At 68.7% G+C, this 17,614-nt stretch carries 17 protein-coding genes; 12 read left to right on the forward strand and 5 right to left on the reverse strand.

What is annotated here, in order from left to right; translation table 11 throughout:
- Nucleotides 1-12: 12 nt before the first annotated feature.
- The 6 genes from ACOQPQ_RS13215 (at nt 13) to ACOQPQ_RS13240 (ending at nt 5,600) form a co-directional block, all read left to right on the forward strand.
- A complete protein-coding gene (locus ACOQPQ_RS13215; RefSeq protein WP_420639885.1) occupies nt 13-1,371 on the forward strand; it encodes a MazG nucleotide pyrophosphohydrolase domain-containing protein in 1,359 nt (452 codons plus the stop codon).
- A gap of 121 nt (nt 1,372-1,492) precedes the next feature.
- A complete protein-coding gene (gene eno / locus ACOQPQ_RS13220) occupies nt 1,493-2,791 on the forward strand; it encodes a phosphopyruvate hydratase (RefSeq protein WP_420639886.1) in 1,299 nt (432 codons plus the stop codon).
- A complete protein-coding gene (locus tag ACOQPQ_RS13225; RefSeq protein ID WP_420639887.1) occupies nt 2,788-3,129 on the forward strand; it encodes an FtsB family cell division protein in 342 nt (113 codons plus the stop codon). The genes eno and ACOQPQ_RS13225 overlap by 4 nt, the downstream gene beginning before the upstream one ends.
- 19 nt (nt 3,130-3,148) lie before the next feature.
- Entirely contained in the window at nt 3,149-3,826 is a 678-nt protein-coding gene (locus ACOQPQ_RS13230; RefSeq protein WP_420639888.1) for a J domain-containing protein, read from the forward strand.
- Between the two features lie 58 nt (nt 3,827-3,884).
- A complete protein-coding gene (locus ACOQPQ_RS13235) occupies nt 3,885-5,099 on the forward strand; it encodes an amidohydrolase family protein (RefSeq protein WP_420639889.1) in 1,215 nt (404 codons plus the stop codon).
- A 3-nt stretch (nt 5,100-5,102) separates the two neighbouring features.
- On the forward strand, nt 5,103-5,600 hold the full coding sequence (locus ACOQPQ_RS13240; protein WP_420639890.1) for a hypothetical protein: 498 nt from the start codon (nt 5,103-5,105) through the stop codon (nt 5,598-5,600).
- 28 nt (nt 5,601-5,628) lie between these two features.
- Here the strand turns inward: ACOQPQ_RS13240 and ACOQPQ_RS13245 are convergent, their stop codons facing one another.
- A complete protein-coding gene (locus ACOQPQ_RS13245; RefSeq protein ID WP_420639891.1) occupies nt 5,629-6,741 on the reverse strand; it encodes an amidohydrolase family protein in 1,113 nt (370 codons plus the stop codon).
- A 64-nt stretch (nt 6,742-6,805) separates the two neighbouring features.
- Here ACOQPQ_RS13245 and ACOQPQ_RS13250 point away from each other — a divergent pair, with 64 nt between their 5' ends.
- The 3 genes from ACOQPQ_RS13250 to ACOQPQ_RS13260 all read left to right on the forward strand — a co-directional run bounded on the left by ACOQPQ_RS13250 (nt 6,806) and on the right by ACOQPQ_RS13260 (nt 11,300).
- Nucleotides 6,806-8,197: a phenylacetate--CoA ligase family protein gene (locus ACOQPQ_RS13250; protein ID WP_420639892.1), complete on the forward strand. Its 1,392-nt coding sequence runs from the start codon at nt 6,806-6,808 to the stop codon at nt 8,195-8,197.
- A gap of 62 nt (nt 8,198-8,259) precedes the next feature.
- Nucleotides 8,260-9,120 (forward strand): amidohydrolase family protein, encoded by an 861-nt coding sequence (locus tag ACOQPQ_RS13255; RefSeq protein WP_420639893.1) that lies wholly within the window; start codon nt 8,260-8,262, stop codon nt 9,118-9,120.
- A complete protein-coding gene (locus tag ACOQPQ_RS13260; RefSeq protein ID WP_420639894.1) occupies nt 9,117-11,300 on the forward strand; it encodes an acetate--CoA ligase family protein in 2,184 nt (727 codons plus the stop codon). Before ACOQPQ_RS13255 ends, ACOQPQ_RS13260 begins: the two co-directional genes overlap by 4 nt.
- Here the strand turns inward: ACOQPQ_RS13260 and ACOQPQ_RS13265 are convergent.
- The gene (locus ACOQPQ_RS13265) at nt 11,261-11,686 is read right to left on the reverse strand and encodes a DUF1761 domain-containing protein (RefSeq protein ID WP_420639895.1); all 426 of its coding nucleotides are present in this window, start codon (nt 11,684-11,686) and stop codon (nt 11,261-11,263) included. The genes ACOQPQ_RS13260 and ACOQPQ_RS13265 overlap by 40 nt on opposite strands.
- Before the next feature lie 76 nt (nt 11,687-11,762).
- Here ACOQPQ_RS13265 and ACOQPQ_RS13270 point away from each other — a divergent pair, with 76 nt between their 5' ends.
- From ACOQPQ_RS13270 to ACOQPQ_RS13280, 3 genes are all read left to right on the forward strand, one after another.
- Complete coding sequence (locus tag ACOQPQ_RS13270) at nt 11,763-12,527, forward strand: SDR family NAD(P)-dependent oxidoreductase (protein ID WP_420639896.1); 765 nt, start codon at nt 11,763-11,765, stop codon at nt 12,525-12,527.
- 25 nt (nt 12,528-12,552) lie between these two features.
- Nucleotides 12,553-13,335 carry a CPBP family intramembrane glutamic endopeptidase gene (locus ACOQPQ_RS13275; RefSeq protein ID WP_420639897.1) on the forward strand — a complete coding sequence of 261 codons (783 nt, stop codon included), beginning with the start codon at nt 12,553-12,555 and terminating at the stop codon, nt 13,333-13,335.
- 104 nt (nt 13,336-13,439) lie between these two features.
- On the forward strand, nt 13,440-14,633 hold the full coding sequence (locus ACOQPQ_RS13280) for an amidohydrolase family protein (RefSeq protein ID WP_420639898.1): 1,194 nt from the start codon (nt 13,440-13,442) through the stop codon (nt 14,631-14,633).
- A gap of 9 nt (nt 14,634-14,642) precedes the next feature.
- Here ACOQPQ_RS13280 and ACOQPQ_RS13285 read toward each other — a convergent pair whose 3' ends face one another.
- From ACOQPQ_RS13285 to ACOQPQ_RS13295, 3 genes are all read right to left on the reverse strand, one after another.
- Nucleotides 14,643-15,392: an SDR family NAD(P)-dependent oxidoreductase gene (locus ACOQPQ_RS13285; protein ID WP_420640414.1), complete on the reverse strand. Its 750-nt coding sequence runs from the start codon at nt 15,390-15,392 to the stop codon at nt 14,643-14,645.
- A gap of 195 nt (nt 15,393-15,587) precedes the next feature.
- Nucleotides 15,588-16,487 (reverse strand): 1,4-dihydroxy-2-naphthoyl-CoA synthase, encoded by a 900-nt coding sequence (locus tag ACOQPQ_RS13290; protein WP_420639899.1) that lies wholly within the window; start codon nt 16,485-16,487, stop codon nt 15,588-15,590.
- Between the two features lie 9 nt (nt 16,488-16,496).
- The gene (locus ACOQPQ_RS13295) at nt 16,497-17,600 is read right to left on the reverse strand and encodes a hypothetical protein (RefSeq protein WP_420639900.1); all 1,104 of its coding nucleotides are present in this window, start codon (nt 17,598-17,600) and stop codon (nt 16,497-16,499) included.
- Between the last annotated feature and the right edge of the window lie 14 nt (nt 17,601-17,614).

Raw genomic sequence — 17,614 nt, forward strand, 5'->3', positions numbered from 1 at the left:
GGACTGGTGGCCATGGGCACGCTGATCGTCGCCGGGCTGGGTCCGGGTGGACCCGAGCTGATCACCGCGGCGGTGCGGGAGGCCATCGACCGCACCAGCAGGCGCTTTGTGCGCACCCGCCGCCATCCGGTGGCTGCTGCGGTGGCTCCAGCGGAGTCGTTCGACTCGATCTACCAGCGGGCGGACTCGCTGGAGGAGGTCTACCCGGCCATCGTCGACCGGCTGGTCGCCGAGGTGGCCACCGGCCCCGGCGACGTGCTCTACGCCGTCCCCGGCTCGCCCCTGGTGGCCGAGCGCACCGTGGAGTTGCTGCGTGCCGTGTCCGGCTTGGCTCTCGAGGTGCTGGCCGGGATGTCCTTCGCCGATCTGGCCTGGACCCGGTTGGGGGTGGACCCCGTGGCCGCCGGAGTGCGCCTGGTGGATGGTCGCCGCTTCGGTGTGGAGGCCGCCGGGGAGCGAGGTCCGTTGCTGGTGGCCCAGTGCGACACCACCCCCGTGCTGAGCGACATCAAGCTGGCCGCACTGGCGGCCCTGGATCGCGCCCCGGCCGGTGCCACCAACCCGCCAGTGACGGTGCTGCAGCGTCTGGGCCTGCCCGACGAGAAGGTGTTCGAGGTGGCCTGGGCCGATCTCGACCAGGCGGTGACCCCCGATCATCTCACCACGCTGTTCGTTCCCGAGTTGGGTGCTCCCATCGCCCGGGAGGTGGCCCGCTTCGCCGACCTGGCCCTCGAGCTACGTCGCCGCTGTCCGTGGGACCAGGAGCAAACCCACCAGTCGTTACGGGGCCACCTGCTGGAGGAGACCTACGAGGTGCTGGAAGCCCTCGACGGGGTGGATCCCGACACGGCGGTGGGCTACGAGCAATTGGAAGAGGAACTGGGCGATTTGCTGTACCAAATCGTGTTCCACTCGGTGCTGGCCGCCGAAGCCGGGCAGTTCACCTTGGCCGATGTGGCCCAGGGCATCCACGACAAGCTCAAGGCCCGCCACCCCCACGTGTTCGGCCCCTCGGCGGACGGGACTTCGTCCTTCGTTTCGGGCTCTGCTGACGAGGGAGCACCTGATGGGGCACCCGCAGATGCGGACTCGGTGTTGGTCAATTGGGAGGCCATCAAGCGGGAACAAAAGGGGCGGACATCGGTGATGGACGGCATCCCGACGGGCCTGCCTGCGCTGTTGCTGGCCGACAAGGTGATGCACAAGGCCCGCTCGGTGGGGGTGGTGCCCGACGTGGACACCACCACGGTGGCCGGTCGTCTCTACGATGCCGTGGTGACCGCCCAGGCCGACGGGCTGGACGCGGAATCAGAACTCCGGGTGCTGGTCAACGCCATCGGTGACCAGATTCGTGCCCGGGAACAGGGTTGAACTCAACTCAAATACCCTGAACGTAATTTGCGCCACCCTCTGGTCAAGGACTCTTCCATCGTCTATTTTGGCAACTCCAGCAACATCAACAACAGGTTGAGGGTGAGAAAGAGTTCCCAGGGTGAGCGAAATAACTCGAGTCTCCGGTCGAGAGATTCTCGATTCCAGGGGTAACCCTACCGTTGAGGTTGAGCTGACGGTTGCCTCCGGTGCGCACGGGCGGGCCATGGTTCCCTCCGGGGCGTCCACCGGTCGCTACGAGGCCAAGGAACGCCGCGACGGCGGCACCCGCTATCTGGGGCGGGGCGTGTCCGACGCGGTGGCCTCGGTCAACGGGGAGATCGCGGCGGCGGTGATCGGCGTGGACGCCACCGAACAACGGCTGATCGACCACATCATGATCGATCTGGACGGTACCGACGGCCTCGGCCGGTTGGGGGCCAACGCCGTCTTGGGTGTTTCGCTGGCCGCCGCCCGGGCGGCGGCGGCCGATCTCGGTCTGCCCCTTTATCGCTACGTGGGCGGGGCCAACGCCCATGTGCTGCCCGTGCCCATGATGAACGTGCTCAACGGCGGGGCCCACGCGGCCAACAACATCGACCTGCAGGAGTTCATGGTGGTCCCGGTGGGGGCGGCCTCGTTCCGAGAGGCGCTGCGTTGGGGGGCGGAGATCTACCACTTCCTGCACCGCTTGCTGCAGGAGCGGGGGTTGTCCACCGGCGTGGGTGACGAGGGCGGCTTCGCCCCCGACCTGGATACCAATGAAGCGGCCGTCGCCGTGCTGGTGGACGCCATCGAGGCCGCCGGACTGCGCCCGGGCGACGACGTGGCCTTGGCCCTGGACGTGGCGTCCACCGAGTTCCACCACGAGGGCGAGTACCGGCTGGCCGGGGAGAACCGGACGTTGCGTTCCGAGGCCATGGCCGCCTACCTGGTCGAGCTGTGCGAGGCCTATCCCATCGTGTCCGTCGAGGACGGCATGGCCGAGGACGACTGGGAGGGCTGGGCCATCCTGACTGCCGCGGTGGGCGACCGGGTTCAGTTGGTGGGCGACGACCTGTTCGTGACCAACACCGAGCGCCTGAGCCGGGGCATCGCAGCCGGAGTGGCCAATTCCCTGTTGGTGAAGGTCAACCAGGTGGGCACCCTCACCCAAACCCTGGAAGCGGTCGAGTTGGCCACGGCCTCCGGCTACACCTCGGTGATGTCCCACCGCTCGGGGGAGACCGAGGACGCCACCATTGCCGATTTGGCGGTGGCCACCAACTGCGGCCAGATCAAGACCGGCGCTCCGGCCCGCAGCGACCGGGTGGCCAAGTACAACCAGCTCCTGCGCATCGAGGACCATTTGGGCGAGGCCGCCGCCTACCGAGGCGGGGCCGCCCTGGCCGCAGCACTCCGAGGAGGGGCGGGTTCGTGATCGCCCTGCGCCGGTCGGTGGTGTTGCTGGTGATCGTGGGCGTGGTGTTGATCACCCTCTTCTACGCGGTCTTCCCCACGCGGACGTTCCTGGACCAGCGGGCGGCCATTGCCGAATCCCGGGCCGAACTCGACGCCCTCCTCGACGAGAACGACGCCCTCCGCTCTCGAATCCACGAACTGTCCCAGCCGGCCGAGATCGAGCGTTTGGCCCGATCGGAGTACAACCTGGTGTACCCCGGCGAGGAGGCGTACGCCGTGTTGCCCGCGGCGCCCGAGGCGGTCGAGATCCCGGACCTGTGGCCGCTCAACGCGCTGGTGAGTTCCCTGAGCGGCTAGGCCGGTAGCGTCGGGGCCAGTGTCACCGTCGCCGGATCGCTCGCACTACCACACGCTGGGCATCGCCCCTGGTGCCGCTCCTGAGGCCATTCGCCGGGCCTACCTCCGCCAAGCCCGTTTGTGGCACCCCGACCGGCCCTCGGGCGACGCCGAGAAGATGCGAGCGATAAACGAGGCCTGGCAGATCCTGGGCAACCCCCGGTCCCGGTCGGCCTACGACCAGTCCAGGGCCCGCCGGGCTCCCGTTCGCACCAGCCCTGTCCGCCCCACCGGCCCCTTTCCGGCGGGCAGTGGCCCTCGTCCACCGGGCCGCACCCCGGCCGGCGAGCACTCGTCGGACCCCGCCGCCCCGCCCCTGGAGATGGTGGGGTTTCGCTGGCGATGGATCAGCCTGGCCGCCGTCGCCCTGGTGGCCATGGCCATCGTGCTCATCTTCTGGGCCACGTCGGCCACCGAGAACCCGGGCCCCGCGGGCTCGGCCCCGGCGTCGGCCCCGGTGTCGCGATCGCTCCCCGAGCCCGGTGACTGCTTCTTGTTCGGCACCACCACTTTGATCTGGGTGGGGTGCGACCATCCCCATGACGGCCAGTTGGTGGACTGGGTGTCGCTGGGCGCACCCCTGTGTGCTCCCGGCACCCAATTCCACTGGGTCCGGGCCGTCCAGCGCGGCGTCTGCTACCGACCGGTCTCCGGTTGATCCCCCACTATGCTGGGGATTCGGTCCAGCGACGAACGCAAGTGGAGGGATGTCGGGTATGCGGCACGGGTACAAGGTCTTCGACGCCGACGGGCACGTGGTGGAGCCCAGGAACCTGTGGGAGCGGTTCCTGGACAAGAAGTTTCAGCACCGGGTTGGTTGGAAGGAGGTCCCCGGTCGGGAGGCGTTCCGACCGGCCACCGTGGACGGTCGCTACACCCAGAGTCGGGTCACCATCTACGGCGACTTCATGGAGGCGGTGAACTGGACTTACGACAACATGCGATCCAAGTACGGCCAGGCGGTGGTGGACCACGGCTTCCCCGGCGACGCCGTGGCCGAGGCCATGCCTCTGGACGGCATGGACTTCATGGTGATCTACGGCCCCGGCTACGACCTGTGGTCCGAGGGCATCGACCCTGAGCTGCAGGCGGCCATGTGTCGGGCCTACAACCGGTGGGGCCAGGAGATGCGGGAGACCTCCGGCGGCCGGGTGATCGCCTCGGGGCCGGTGGTGCTCAACGACGTGCGCCGGGCGGTGGAGGAGATCCAGTACGCCTACGACCATCTGGGCATCCGCTGCTTCTTCGCCCGGCCCAACATGTTCAACCGACGGATGCTGGGCGACCGCTACTACGACCCCATGTACGAACTGCTCCAGGATCTGGACTGTGCCTTCGCCACCCACGACTTCATGGGCCACAACGGCTCGTCGGCCGGCGCCGACCGGTTCGAGACCTTCACCGAGTGGCACACCGTGTGCCATCCCCATGAGGCGCAGATGGCCATGCTGTCGATGATGGCCAACGGGGTGTTCGAGCGGTTCCCCCGGTTGCGGGTGGCCTACATGGAGGCCAATTGCGCCTGGCTGCCCTGGTGGCTCTGGCGCATGGAGGAGCACATCGAGTTGTCCGGCGACTACGAGAAGCCCGGGCTCACCAAGTCACCCCAGCAGTACTTCCAGGACAACTGCTTCATCTCGGTGGAGCCCGACGAGTACCTGGTGTACCACGTGATCGAGGAGCTGGGCGACGACAAGATCGTGTGGGAGAGCGACTACCCCCACCCCGACTCCAAGTATCCGCTGGCCGTGCAGTCGTTCCTGGATCTGCCCAAGGTGTCGGACGACTCCAAGCGTAAGATTCTCTGGGACAACTCCCTCGACCTGTACCGGTTCCCCGAGGGTTATCTGCCCGACGAGTTCATCGAGGCCACCACCTACCAGTACGACCCGTCGTCGTACGTGCCCAAGGTGCCCGCCGGGACAGGCTGAGCCATGGCCCACTCACCCCATGAGAAGCCGGGGGCCGAGCCCCAGTTTCGTCACCTCGACGATGAGGACCTGAAGGTCCAGCAGGTGCGCACCCAGATGCATCCCGACGGTCAGAAGTCGGTGTGGGAGAAGTGGTTTACCTTCGGGTCGGGCGACAGCCAGTACCTGTCGATGTGGGCCCGCTGGGATCCGGGCATGGTGGTCCACCGGCACGGCCACCACTCCCCCCAGGTGATGTTCGTGCTCAGTGGCGACCTCATGTGCGGGGATGTCCACTGCCCGGCGGGCACGCACATCGAGCTGCCCCACGGCGCCGCCCTCGGCCCGCTCACCGCGGGCCCCGAAGGCGTCGAGCTGTTCGAGGTGATGCTGGGCGACCCCGCCTCATGGGCCGCCGACCCCGACGGCTTTGACGCCCTGCTCGCCGCCCGCAACATCACCAAACTTCCCGACCCCCCCATCGAACTCCCCGACAACCTCGAAGACCGCCGCCACCAATAGCCCACCCCCACTACCCTGCCCTCCGGGGTCAGTTGAACTTGTAGACGTGGGCGGCGTTGTCGTGGAGGACGCGTTGGGTGTTGGCGGGGGTCATGTCCCGGGTGAGTTGGGCGATGATGTCCTGGCTGTTGGGCCACAGGGTCACCGAGTGGGGGTAGTCGGACGACCACATGCTCATGTTCACCAGGGTCTGGTTGCCCGCGGCCATCTGCATGTGGCCGTTCACATCGTCAAGGCCGGTGACGAACACGTTGGTGCCCAGGTAGCTGCTGGGAGGGCGCTCCACCAGGGAATCGGACCAGGCGGCCTGGGTGCGGTACTCGTCGTCCATGGTCTGGTACCAAAACGGCACCCAGCCGTAGTTGACCTCGCCTGCCACCAGCTTCAGCTTGGGGTGCCGGTCGAAGATACCGGCGAAGATCATGTAGGTGAGTGGGCGCACCGCGCTGAAGAACCGGTTCACGATGCCGGGCACGGAGACATTCTGTTCCACCAGCTCGTCCCAATCGGCATCGGGGGGCCGCCCGCCGAAGGTGCGGTGAAACGTCACCGGCACGTCCATTTCCGAGCACGCCTTCCACAACGGCTCATAGTAGGGATCGTTGTAGGGCCGGGCGGGCATGCCCGGGATGAACAAGCCGCGGGCCCCTTTCGCCACCACCCGGTCGACCTCGGCCAGGGTTGTGTCCATGCCGTCGTCCACCGGGAGCAGGGGTAGGCCCCGCAACCGGTCGGGGGCGGCTCCCTGGAACTCCTCCAGCACCCAGTCGTTGTACGACCGCATGCAGGCCACGGCCAGGCCCCGGTCGGGCTCCAGGTAGGTGAAGATGGCGTTGGCCGGGTACACCACCGACCCCCACACCCCGTCGATGTCCATGTCGGCGCAGTGGGCGGCCCCGTCGTAGTTGCCGGGCAGGATCTCCTCGAACTTCATGCCCGAGAGCTTGTAGTCCTCCTTGGCCACCCCGGCCAGGGCCTCGATCCCGAAGCTGCGCTTGGGCGGTCCGCCGTCGAACGACCACCCGTCGCCTCCGTCGGGGGCGGGCATCATCCGGGGAGCCCGATCACGGTATTCCTCGGGCACCCGCTCGAACACGTGGGGCGGCTCGTTGATGTGGCAATCGGCCGAGATGATCTTCACCCCGTCGATGCTATTGCCGCCGAGGCCGGTGCGCCCGCCGGCGGCGCGGCTACCGTGCTGGGCAATGAGCACGGGGATGCGCCGCCCGCACGAACTCGACTATGCGGCCATGGCGCGCCTGTACCCCCCGCCGCCCGAGTACTTCGAGACCACCTTTTGGGAGGACCCCGACACCATTGCCCGCAAGCAACTGGTGCGACTCCAGGATCGGGCACAGCGGGCGTGGCGGGTGCCGTTCTTCCGCCGCCGGTGGGAGGCCGCCGGCTTTCATCCCGACGACCTGCGCACCCTCCACGACCTGGGGCGGGTGCCCGCCTACACCGTGGACGACATCCGGGCCTCCATAGCCGAGCACCCTCCGTTGGGCGACTACCAGGGGGTCCACCCCGACGACGCCCGCAACGAGCCCATGCGCCTGTACGTGTCGGGCGGCACCACGGGGCGATCCCGGCCCACCCTGTACACCGCCTGGGACCGGGAGGTAGGGGCCATCACCATGGCCCGGGCCCTGTACGCCGAGGGGGTGCGTCCGGGAGACGTGGTGATCAACGCCTGGGCCTACTCCACCCACAACGGCGCCCACGCCTTTGACGAGGCCCTGTACCGCTGGCTCAACTGCGTGGTCATCACCACCGGCACCGGCAACGTGACCTCCACCCGCAAGCAGGTGGAACTGGCCCACGAGTACCAGGCGGCCGCCATCTTGACCACCGGCGACTACATGCTCAAGATGGCCGAGACCGCCGTCGAGATGGGCCTCGACCCCAAGGCCGACTTCAACATCCGGGCTCTGCCCGGCGGCCACATCGGCGACTCGGAGCGGGTCGAGGAGGTGTGGGGGGTGACGCCGGCCAACCACTACGGGTTCCACGAGGTGCAGAACGTGGCCATCGAGTGTCCGAGGCGGCCCGGTGAACTCCACATCTTCGAGGATTGTTTCGTGGTGCAGGTGGTGGACGTGGAGACCGGCGAGCCGGTGCCCGACGGCACCCAGGGAGCGCTGGTCATCACCGAGATCTACAAGACCGGCTCCCCCCAGTTTCGCTACAACATCATGGACCTGTCGTTCCTGCACCCGCCGGGGCAATGCGAGTGCGGCTCGTGGCTGCGGCGCATGGGGCCCTTCGCCGGACGGGGGGACAACATGGTGAAGCTGCGGGGCGTCAACATCTGGCCCGAGGCCGTCGGCGAGGTGCTGGGCCAGGTGCCCGGCGCCACCGAGGACTACTTCTGCCGGGCGGTTCGCAACGGCGAGCGGGATGAGATGGTGGTGATGGTGGCCAGTGGTGCGCCGCCCGAGCAGTTCGGCGAGGTGGCCCGGCGGGTGGAGGGCCACCTCAAGGAGACCATGGGGGTGCGCATGACGGTGGAGGTGGTCCGCCCCGGCGCCCTGGACGAACTCACCGGTATGGGCACCGCGGCCAAACTGGTGCGCTTCAAGGACGAGCGGCCATGAGCCCTTCCGAGTCCGCGGGGAAGCCAGTGCCGAAGGGCACCCCCGGGCCCGCGAACACCCCAATGCCGACCGACGGGGCGGTTGACTACTGGTGCAACCTGTTCTTCCCCGAACAGGCCACCGTGTGGGCTGGCGCCCTGGCGGCCACCGGGACCAACGTCCAGGTTCGCACCGACCCGGAGGATTCCTACTGTGATGCCGGTGCCATGGTGGCCCGCATGGACGAGTTGGGCGTCGCCGCGCTCATCCTCCCGACCACCCATCGTCCGCCCCACCTGGAGCCCACCGATTTCGAACTGGTGGCCGCCACCCCCGACGACCTCGACGACCTCTGGGTCGCACACCCCGGACGCTTCTGGGGCCAGTGGTCCGTCGACCCCCGCACCGGGACGGCCGGGGTGCGCACCGCCGCCGCCATGCTGGAGCGACCCTGGTGCGTGGCCCTGCACACCCACACCCACAGCTTCGACCGTCGTTTCGACCACGCCGACTACTACCCCTACTACGCGGTGTGCGCCGAGCAGGACGTGCCCTTTGTGATGCAGGCCGGTTCCTCCGGCGGGCTCATGGCCAGCGAGTGCGGCGCGCCGGTGGGCGTGGACCGTCCCGCCCTCTACTTTCCCGAGGTCCGCTTCGTGCTGTCCCACACCGGGTGGCCGTGGGTGGCCGAGGCCATTGCCATGGCCATCAAGTTCCCCAACGTGTACCTGGGGACCTCGGTGTACCCGCCCCGCCACTGGTCGCCCGAGTTGGTGTCGTTCATCAATCGGGCGGGCCGAACCAAGTGTCTGTGGGGCACCGGCTTTCCCACTGTGGGCCACCGGCACGCCTTGGGCCAGCTCACCGACGTGGGTCTGGGCGACGAGGCCCGGGCCAACCTCCTCGGCGGCACCGCCCGACGGGTGTTCTCCCGCCTCCGGTGACCACCCGGCCCGACCAGGTGGTGGTTCCCGAGCCGGAGGTGAAGGCCCGCCTGGCCGCCGCCGGGGTGGCGGTACCCGCCGGAGTCAGCGTTTCGTTTACCGACGCGCTGGCCGATCCTTCCCGGCTGGCCGCCGCCGCCCGGTCTGCCGGTTTGCGGGAGCCGCTGGTGCTCAAGGGGTGGGGCGGTGGGCTCATCCACAAGAGCGAGATCGGGGCGGTTCGGCTGGGGGTGGCCGGCTACGAACTGGATTTCGAGGCGGCCGAGATGGCGGCTGCGGCCGCTGCGGCCGGTATCACCCTGGAGGGGTTCCTCATCGAGGAGCAGGTGCCCGCCGGGGTGGAGCTGTTGGTGGGGGTGGTGGATCGGCCCCCCTTCGGGCCGGTGGCCGCCCTGGGAATGGGAGGCACTCTGGCCGAGGTGCTCGACGACGTGGTGTTGCGGTTGGCCCCCATCAGCCGAGCCGATGCCGAGGCCATGGTGGCCGGGTTCAAGGGGGCCGAACTGTTGGGCGGGTACCGGGGCGGGCCCCCGACCGACACCGGGGCGTTGATCGAGGTGCTGCTGGCGGTGGCCGGGCCCGACGGCGTGGCGGCCTCGATGGCCGGAGAGTCGGTGCAACTGGAGTGCAACCCGGTGATCTGCACGGCCAACGGCGTGGTGGCCGCGGACGCCCGGCTCATCTCGGCACCGGGCGCGCCGCCCGGGCGGCCCGAGCCGCCTCCCGACACCGACTTCTCCCGGGTGTTCGCCCCCCGGGGCGTGGCGGTGGCCGGGGCGTCCACCCGGGGCACCGGATTCGGCAGCACGCAACTGGCCGTGTACCGGGAACTGGGGTGGGGACCGGGCAACCTGTGGGCCGTGCACCCCACCGCCACCGAGATGGACGGGGTGCCTGCGGTGGCCTCGGTGGCCGACATCGACGGTGACGTGGACTACGTGGTGGGTGCGGTGCCCGCGGCGGCGTGCGCCGAGGTGGTCCGGGGCGCAGCCGGAAAGGCGGAATTCGTCCACATCATCAGCGGCGGCTTCAGCGAAGCGGGGGAAGCCGGGGCCGAACTCGAGGCCGAACTGCTGGCCGCGGCCCGGCAGTCAGGGGTTCGGGTGATCGGACCCAATTGCCTGGGGACCTACAGCCCGGCCGGCCGCCAGGCCTTTCAGCTCAATGCCCCCACCGAGGCGGGCCGGGTGGCCATGATCTCCCAGAGTGGGGGGCTGGCGGGCGACATGGTGAAGGCCGGGGCGGTGCGGGGCATCCGCTACTCCAAGCTCTGCACGGTGGGCAACTGCATCGACGTCACCCCGGGCGAGCTGGCCCAGTGGCTGGTGGAAGATCCCGACACCGCGGTGTTGGGTATGTACCTGGAAGACCCCCGCGACGGTCGCCGACTGTACGAGGCGTTGCAGCAGGCCCAGGGCCGAACGCCGGTGGTGATGCTGGTGGGGGGTCGGACCGCCCAGGGCGGGGGTGCCGCGGCCTCGCACACCGGCGCGTTGGCCGCCGACCACCGGGTGTGGGATGCCGTCGCCGAGGCCACCGGGGCCACCCTGGTCGACACCCTGGAGGAATTGCTGGCCGCGGTGGCCTACCTCCAGCGGTGGGTCGACGCTCCCGTTGGGGGCGGGCGGGACACGTTGGTGCTGGGCGTGGGCGGCGGCGCCTCGGTGCTGGGAACCGACGCCGCCGACCGGGCCGGGCTGGTAGTGGCCCCGGTCAGCGAGCCCGCCCAACGGGCCCTGCGCCAACTGGGCCACGGTGTGGGCACCAGTGTGGCCAATCCGATCGAGATCGGATTCGGGCCGATTTCAGAACCCGACGTGCTGGTCAACGCCATCGACCCCATCCTGGCCGACCAGCCCTACCCCGACGTGGTGATCCACGCCAACGTTCAGGCCTTCTTCAGCTACGGCGGCGGGGGCATCGACCGGCTCCATGCCATTCTGGAGGCCACCGCCGCCCGTGCTGCCGAGGCCTGGACCGGGTCCCGCCTGGGCATCGTGACCCGAAACCTGGATTGCGCCCTACCCGAGTCGGTCGATCGCATCCGCCGGACCGGCCGCCGCGTCGACCTGCCCGTGTTCACCGCCTTCGACGAGGCCATGGTTGCCGTCGCCGCCGCCAAGCGCCACGCCCGCAACCGTCAGGTCCAGACAGCTAGGAGGATGCCGATGACGGCGTAGGAGATCAGCGGGTAGCCGACGTTGATGGCCAAGAGGCGTGGGGGCCGCGCTTCGAAAGTGAAGTTCACCGCCTGGGAGGTGAACACGAATCCCACGGCGGCCAGCACGCCGAGCCCGAGCCCCTCGACCGCGCCGTCGGCTTCTGTGCCTTGGACCAGCAGGGCCAGTCCGAGGGTGAACATGAAGGCCAGCACGATGGCGATCACGTAGGGATACCACTGGCGGGGCGTGCCCTTCATGGCTTCGATGTCCTGTTGGGTGATCCCGGTGTCGGCCATCCACGGCTTGGCCAGGGTGCCGTACCAGAGGGCGCCCAGCACCTGGTTGAACGCCACCGCCACGAGGATGGCCCAGTAGTTCAGCTCGGCGAAATCAAGGTTGTCCATAGGGCAATTCAAACACACGCCCCGATCAGGACGCCGACGAGGTCGAGCAACCGGGTTGGCTGGGTACCATGTCGCCATGCCGAGGGCGGATGAGTTTGCCGGACGAGTGGCGCTGGTCACGGGAGCGGCGGGGGCGGCCATCGGCTCCACCACCTGCCGTACGCTGGCCGCCTTGGGGGCGGGCATCGTGGTGCTGGACCATCACCGTCGCCGAACCCACGAGACCGCCGAAGCCTTGGAGGGCGCCTTCGACGTGCCGGTGATGCCCGCCGTGGCCGACATCGCCGACCGACCGGCCATGGACGCCGCCATCGACCGGATCGAGCAGGAGATGGGTTCGGTGGACATCCTGGTGAACAGCGCGGCGGTCAACGTTCAGGGCAGCATCTTCGACTTCGACCCCGACGACTGGGACCGGGTGATCGCCGTCGATCTCACCGCGAGCTGGTGGCTCATCTGGCGGACGATCGGCGGAATGCGGGATCGGCGCTGGGGTCGCATTGTGAACGTGACCTCGGTGGCCGCCTACTTGGGGGGCAACGGTCGAGAGGGTCCGTACGCCGCCGCCAAGGCCGGCCTGCAGGAGGTGACCCGCGGGGTGGCCATTGAAGGGGGCCCCCACAACATTCGCGCCAACGCGGTGGCCCCCGGCCTGGTGCGATCCAAGTGGGTGGATGCCCAGGCCGACTACTACGAGCACTTCAAGGACGAGACGCCCCTGCGCCGCCACGGCGAACCCGAGGACGTGGCCAACACCATTGCCTTTCTGTGCAGCGACGAGTCGGCTCACATCACCGGCCAGGTGATCAACGTCTCCGGCGGCTGGTATCTCACCCCGTGAGGCTCGGTCCGGCAAGCTCGGCGGCGTGAAGGCCATCTCCGAGCGGGTGCGGGCGGTCGGCCCGGCACCGGGGGAGCTGGACCGCCACGCCGTGGCCCTGATCCTGTTGGCCATCGGCGTGGTGATCGCCATTCGGTATGGCGGGCTGTCCACCACCACCCATTGGCTCACCGCCACGATGGACGGGCTGGCGCTCGACGGGTTGTCCGACCGGTTCGATCGGGCCCTGCACCAATCCGAGCACGCCGTGTTCAACCGGCGCCTGTACTGGGGGCTGTTCCGCTGGGTGGTCTACGTGGTGCCCGCCGTGCTGGTGGCCCGGTTCCTGCTGCGGACCCCCCTGCGGGATCTGGGTTTGCGGGCCGGCTCCGGGCTGCGTCGCCACGCCCCCATCTACCTCGGCCTGTATCTGGTGCTGTTGCCCTTCGTGGTGGCGGCCGCCTTCAACGGCGAATTCCAGAACACGTACCCGTTCTACGAGCCGCCTCCGGGGGTGGGCTACTGGCCCCGCTTCTACGGGTGGCAGGCGGTGTACGCCGGTCAGTTCCTGGCCCTGGAGTTCTTCTTCCGAGGCGTGCTGGTGCACGGCCTGGCCCGCCGGTTCGGGGCCATGGCGGTGTTCGTGGCGCTGATCCCCTACGTGATGATCCATCTCACCAAGCCGCTGGCCGAGGCCCTGGGTTCGATCGTGGCCGGCACCGTCCTCGGCTTTCTGAGCCTGCGCACCGGCTCGGTCTACCTCGGGGCCGCCCTGCACTTCGCGGTGGCCCTCACCATCGACGTCCTGGTGCTCACGGTCGCCTCGTAGCCAGCCCGGCTGCACCGTCATCGATCCGGCTTTGGGCCAACCGTTTCGGCCACCGGCGTATGCTGCGGGCCTGCCTCCACCACCACCGGCATAAGCTGCAGCTCATGGCCGATCTGGGCTACCGCACGTTTGACGCCGACAACCACTATTACGAGGCCCCGGACTGCTTCAGTCGCCACATCGAGTCCCGCTACCGGGAACAGGCCATTTCCGCCCGGCGGTCCGCCGACGGCGAGTGGCAGGTGACGGTGGGCGATCGGCCCTACAACTTCATGCACGTGAAGTTCGACAAGACCAACGCCCCCGGCTCCCTGTACGAGATGTTGAAGGCCAAGCGGGACAACCCCGAGCTGGGTTGGGGCGACTCCTACACCGCCGAGAACATGCTGGCGGCCTACCAGCAGCCCGATGCCCGCCTCGAACTCCTCGACCGCCAGGGCGTCGACTGGGCCATCCTGCTGCCCACGTTCGGGGTGTCGGTGGAGGAGTACATGGTGGACGACGTGGACCAGACCTACGCCAACCTGCGGGCCTTCAACCGCTGGCTGGAGGACGATTGGGGGTTTGCCCACCGGGACCGGCTGTTCGCCCCGCCCCTGTTGTCGCTGCTCCACCGGGAGCAGGCCATCGCCGAGCTGGATCGGGTGTTGGCCGCCGGGGCCCGCATCGTGCACCTGCGCCCCTGTCCGTGGGGCGGCGAGGGCCGATCCATTGCCGACCCCTACTACGACCCGTTCTGGGCTCGCCTGAACGAGGCCCGGATCCCGGTGGCGTTCCACATCTCGGACTTGCGCTACGGCGACCTGGCCGTTCGCATGGGCGACGACCCGGTGGCCAACGTTCGGGAGATGTCGGCCTTCCAGTGGGCGTTTCACCACGGGGATCGGCCCATCATGGAGACCTTCGGGGCCCTGCTGTACGGCAACATGCACGCCCGATTCCCCAACCTCAACTTCCTCAGCATCGAGAACGGCTCCGACTGGGTGCACTATCTGCTGACCCTGCTGGACAAGAAGAAGGGCATGGCCCGCTACGGCCCCTGGCCCGCCGGCCGCCCGGCCGGTCGCATCAGTGAGATCTTCAAGCAGTGCTGTTTCGTTTCCCCCTACCCGGAGGACGACGTGGAGGCCTTGGTGGAGCGCATCGGCGCCACCGGCGTGCTGTTCGGCTCCGACCATCCCCATCCCGAGGGCCTGGCCGACCCCAACTCCTTCGTCGAGCTGATCGCCAACCGCTCCGAACACGAGCAACAACAGATCATGCGCGACAACGCCCTGGCCCTGTTCGAGTTGAACTGACCCCGGCGGCTAGCGGGCGGGGACGAAACCGCCGTCCACGATGATGCACTGGCCGGTGATGTAGCTGCCGGCGTCGGAGGCCAGCAACAGGGCGGTACCCACCAGCTCGTCGGGGTGACCGATGCGGCCGATGAAGCTGAGGTTGGCCATGCGGTCCATGGCCTCCGGGCCGGTGTTGCGGGTCATGGTGGTGTCCACCGTGCCCGGTGCGATGGCGTTCACCCGGATGCCCTCGGGGGAGTACACCCCGGCCATCGACCGGGTGAACGACAACAGCCCCGCCTTGGCGGCCGCGTACATGGCGGTGTGGGCGGCCGGAATGTAGGCCCCCACCGAGATCACGTTGATGACCGAGGCGTGGTCGGACGCCAACAACGAGGGCAGACAGCGCTGGAACAAGAAGAACGGCCCCCGCAGATTGACGGTGAACGACTTCTCCCAGGCATCGGGGGTGATGTGCTCCATGGGCAGACCCAGGGGGTTGGCGGCGTTGTTGACCAGGATGTCGACCGCCCCGTAGCGGTCCACGGTGGCGTCGACCAGGTGGTTCACGCTGTCGAGGTCGCCCATGTGGGTGGGCACGGCAAGGGCCTCGCCCCCGGCCTCGGAGATCTCGGTCACCGCCCGGTCGCAGGCGTCGGCCTTGCGGCTGGCCACCACCACTTTGGCTCCCTGGGCGGCAAAGCCCTGGGCGATGGACAGGCCGATGCCCCGGCTGCCACCGGTGACGATGGCCACCCGACCCGACAGGTCGAACATGCGGGCGGCATCCAGCGAAGCCGGTTCGGGCCGGGGGGCCAGCCGGGGGTCGGTTGCCGGATCAGGGGAAGACGTGTCGGCCATGGCTGCACCCTAAACCGATCGGTGGCTGCGAGCCGGTTTCTGGCCGAGAACCCGTCTGGTGCCGGCCAAGGACTGGTCGCAATTCGGTCGAAGACTGTTCGAGAACCTGGCCTAGAACTGGTAGGGGAAGCGGGAGAAGTCGGCCGGGCGCTTCTCCAGGAACGAATCACGTCCCTCGGCGGCCTCGTCGGTGCCGTAGGCCAGGCGGGTGGCCTCCCCGGCGAACACCTGTTGGCCCACCAGCCCGTCGTCGATCAGGTTGAAGGCGAACTTCAGCATGCGCTGGGCGGTGGGGCTCTTGGCGTTCACCGCTGCCGCCCACTCCAGCGCGGTCTGCTCCAGCTCGTCGTGGGGCACCACCGCGTTGACCATGCCCATCTCGTAGGCCTCGACCGCGGAGTAGGCCCGGCCCACGAAGAACACCTCGCGGGCCCGCTTCTGGCCCACCTGGCGGGCCAGGTAGGCGGAGCCGAAGCCGCCGTCGAAGCTGGCCACGTCGGCATCGGTCTGCTTGAAGCGGGCGTGTTCGGCCGACGCCAGGGTCATGTCGCTCACCACGTGCAGGCTGTGACCCCCGCCCGCGGCCCACCCCGGCACCACCGCGATCACCACCTTGGGCATGAATCGGATGAGCCGCTGCACTTCCAGGATGTGCAGCCGCCCGGTGCGGGCGGGGTCCACCGTGTCGGCGGTGTCACCCTCGGCGTACCGGTAGCCGTCGGCCCCCCGGATGCGCTGGTCGCCGCCCGAGCAGAACGCCCAGCCCCCGTCGGAGGGCGATGGACCGTTGCCGGTGAGCAGCACCGTGCCCACGTCGGGGGTCATGCGGGCGTGGTCCAGCGTCCGGTACAGCTCGTCCACCGTGTGGGGCCGAAAGGCGTTGCGGACCTCCGGTCGGTTGAAGGCGATCCGCACCGTCGCCTGGTCCACGGCCCGGTGGTAGGTGACGTCGGTCAGGTCGAATCCCTCCACCGGCCTCCATCGGTCAGGGTCGAACAGCTCCGAGACCATGGGCAGACACTAGGAGGGGGAGCGTGGCGGAAGGTACTCGTATCCGGCGGGTCGGTCGTCCCGCCACTTGTTGTACGTCTCCTTGACTTTGCTGGTGGTCTCGCGGCGCGCCGTCATGGCGACCCTCGTCCTGGCTTTCCTCGCCGATTGCTGCAGCGTGAAGTCCAGCATCTCCTTGTGGGCCCGGCGGCGGCCCATCTCCACCAGGGCCCGGGCCGCCAGCAGCGTCTTGCCCGACCCCAGGGGCATGGCCACCCGAGCCGCGAACATCAGGGCCGATTTCCAATCGCCCTGGGACAGGGCGTACAGGGCTCGGGTGGTGTCCACGATCTCGCCCACCACCGGCAGCACCCCGGCGGCCTCCATGGCCCAAAAGCCCACGTCGTCCCAACCGAAGCCGTCCTTGCGGTGGTAGGCCCCGTGGGCGATGACCGCGGCGGCCGCCTCCCGCACCTCCGGGGGAAGACGGACATCGGCGGCGATGGTCTCGAAGTCGGCCTTGGACAAGAAGCGGTCCGCCTTGGACGGATCGCCCTGGGCGGCGGTGTCGATGGTGGCCAAGTAGGGCAACAAGGTGGTGTAGGCCGACATCTTGGCCTCGAAGGCATCCAGATCATCGAGGCTGATGCGGCCGTCGCCCCCGCTCGCCTGGAAGCCTTCCATGGGATCCGACAGGTAGTCGCGGTTGTTCTGGGCCGTGTCCAACATGGTGAACACACTGCGGTTGGTGAGCAGGATGCGGGCGGCCTCGCCCAGGTCGTCGGTGCGGGTGGCGAAGGCCTCCAGGTCACGTCGTGACACGATGTCGTCCCCGCCCCAGGCCTCGGGGGTGGTGCGCAGGATGTCGATGGCCCACAGGGCCAGATTCAGTCCCTCGGGGCCGAGAAGGATCGTCTGGGCTCGCTGCGAGATGTCCTCGGCGTCGATCCGCAGGTCTCGGCTGATCCCCCCGAGCGTGGCCCCCACCGGGTACTGCCCTTGACCCAGCCAGTAGTCCACCTCTTCCAGCACCGTGACCCACCGTTGCCGCCGTCGGTCGATCTCATCGGCGACCGCCTGGTACTCGATGGCCAGGTCAAAGGCCGCGTCCGCATCCATGGCCACAATGGACATGCTGGAAATATATC

Source organism: Candidatus Poriferisocius sp. (assembly GCF_965219775.1).
Taxonomy (GTDB): Bacteria; Actinomycetota; Acidimicrobiia; order Acidimicrobiales; family Bin134; genus Poriferisocius.

Bases quoted from the DNA above. Each gene is read 5' to 3' on its own strand.
- ACOQPQ_RS13215 (WP_420639885.1), top strand. From the start codon at position 13: ATGGGCACGCTGATCGTCGCCGGGCTGGGTCCGGGTGGACCCGAGCTG.
- ACOQPQ_RS13235 (WP_420639889.1), top strand. From the start codon at position 3,885: ATGCGGCACGGGTACAAGGTCTTCGACGCCGACGGGCACGTGGTGGAG.
- ACOQPQ_RS13240 (WP_420639890.1), top strand. From the start codon at position 5,103: ATGGCCCACTCACCCCATGAGAAGCCGGGGGCCGAGCCCCAGTTTCGT.
- ACOQPQ_RS13250 (WP_420639892.1), top strand. From the start codon at position 6,806: ATGAGCACGGGGATGCGCCGCCCGCACGAACTCGACTATGCGGCCATG.
- ACOQPQ_RS13255 (WP_420639893.1), top strand. From the start codon at position 8,260: ATGCCGACCGACGGGGCGGTTGACTACTGGTGCAACCTGTTCTTCCCC.
- ACOQPQ_RS13265 (WP_420639895.1), bottom strand. From the start codon at position 11,686: ATGGACAACCTTGATTTCGCCGAGCTGAACTACTGGGCCATCCTCGTG.
- ACOQPQ_RS13270 (WP_420639896.1), top strand. From the start codon at position 11,763: ATGCCGAGGGCGGATGAGTTTGCCGGACGAGTGGCGCTGGTCACGGGA.
- ACOQPQ_RS13280 (WP_420639898.1), top strand. From the start codon at position 13,440: ATGGCCGATCTGGGCTACCGCACGTTTGACGCCGACAACCACTATTAC.
- ACOQPQ_RS13285 (WP_420640414.1), bottom strand. From the start codon at position 15,392: ATGTTCGACCTGTCGGGTCGGGTGGCCATCGTCACCGGTGGCAGCCGG.
- ACOQPQ_RS13290 (WP_420639899.1), bottom strand. From the start codon at position 16,487: ATGGTCTCGGAGCTGTTCGACCCTGACCGATGGAGGCCGGTGGAGGGA.
- ACOQPQ_RS13295 (WP_420639900.1), bottom strand. From the start codon at position 17,600: ATGTCCATTGTGGCCATGGATGCGGACGCGGCCTTTGACCTGGCCATC.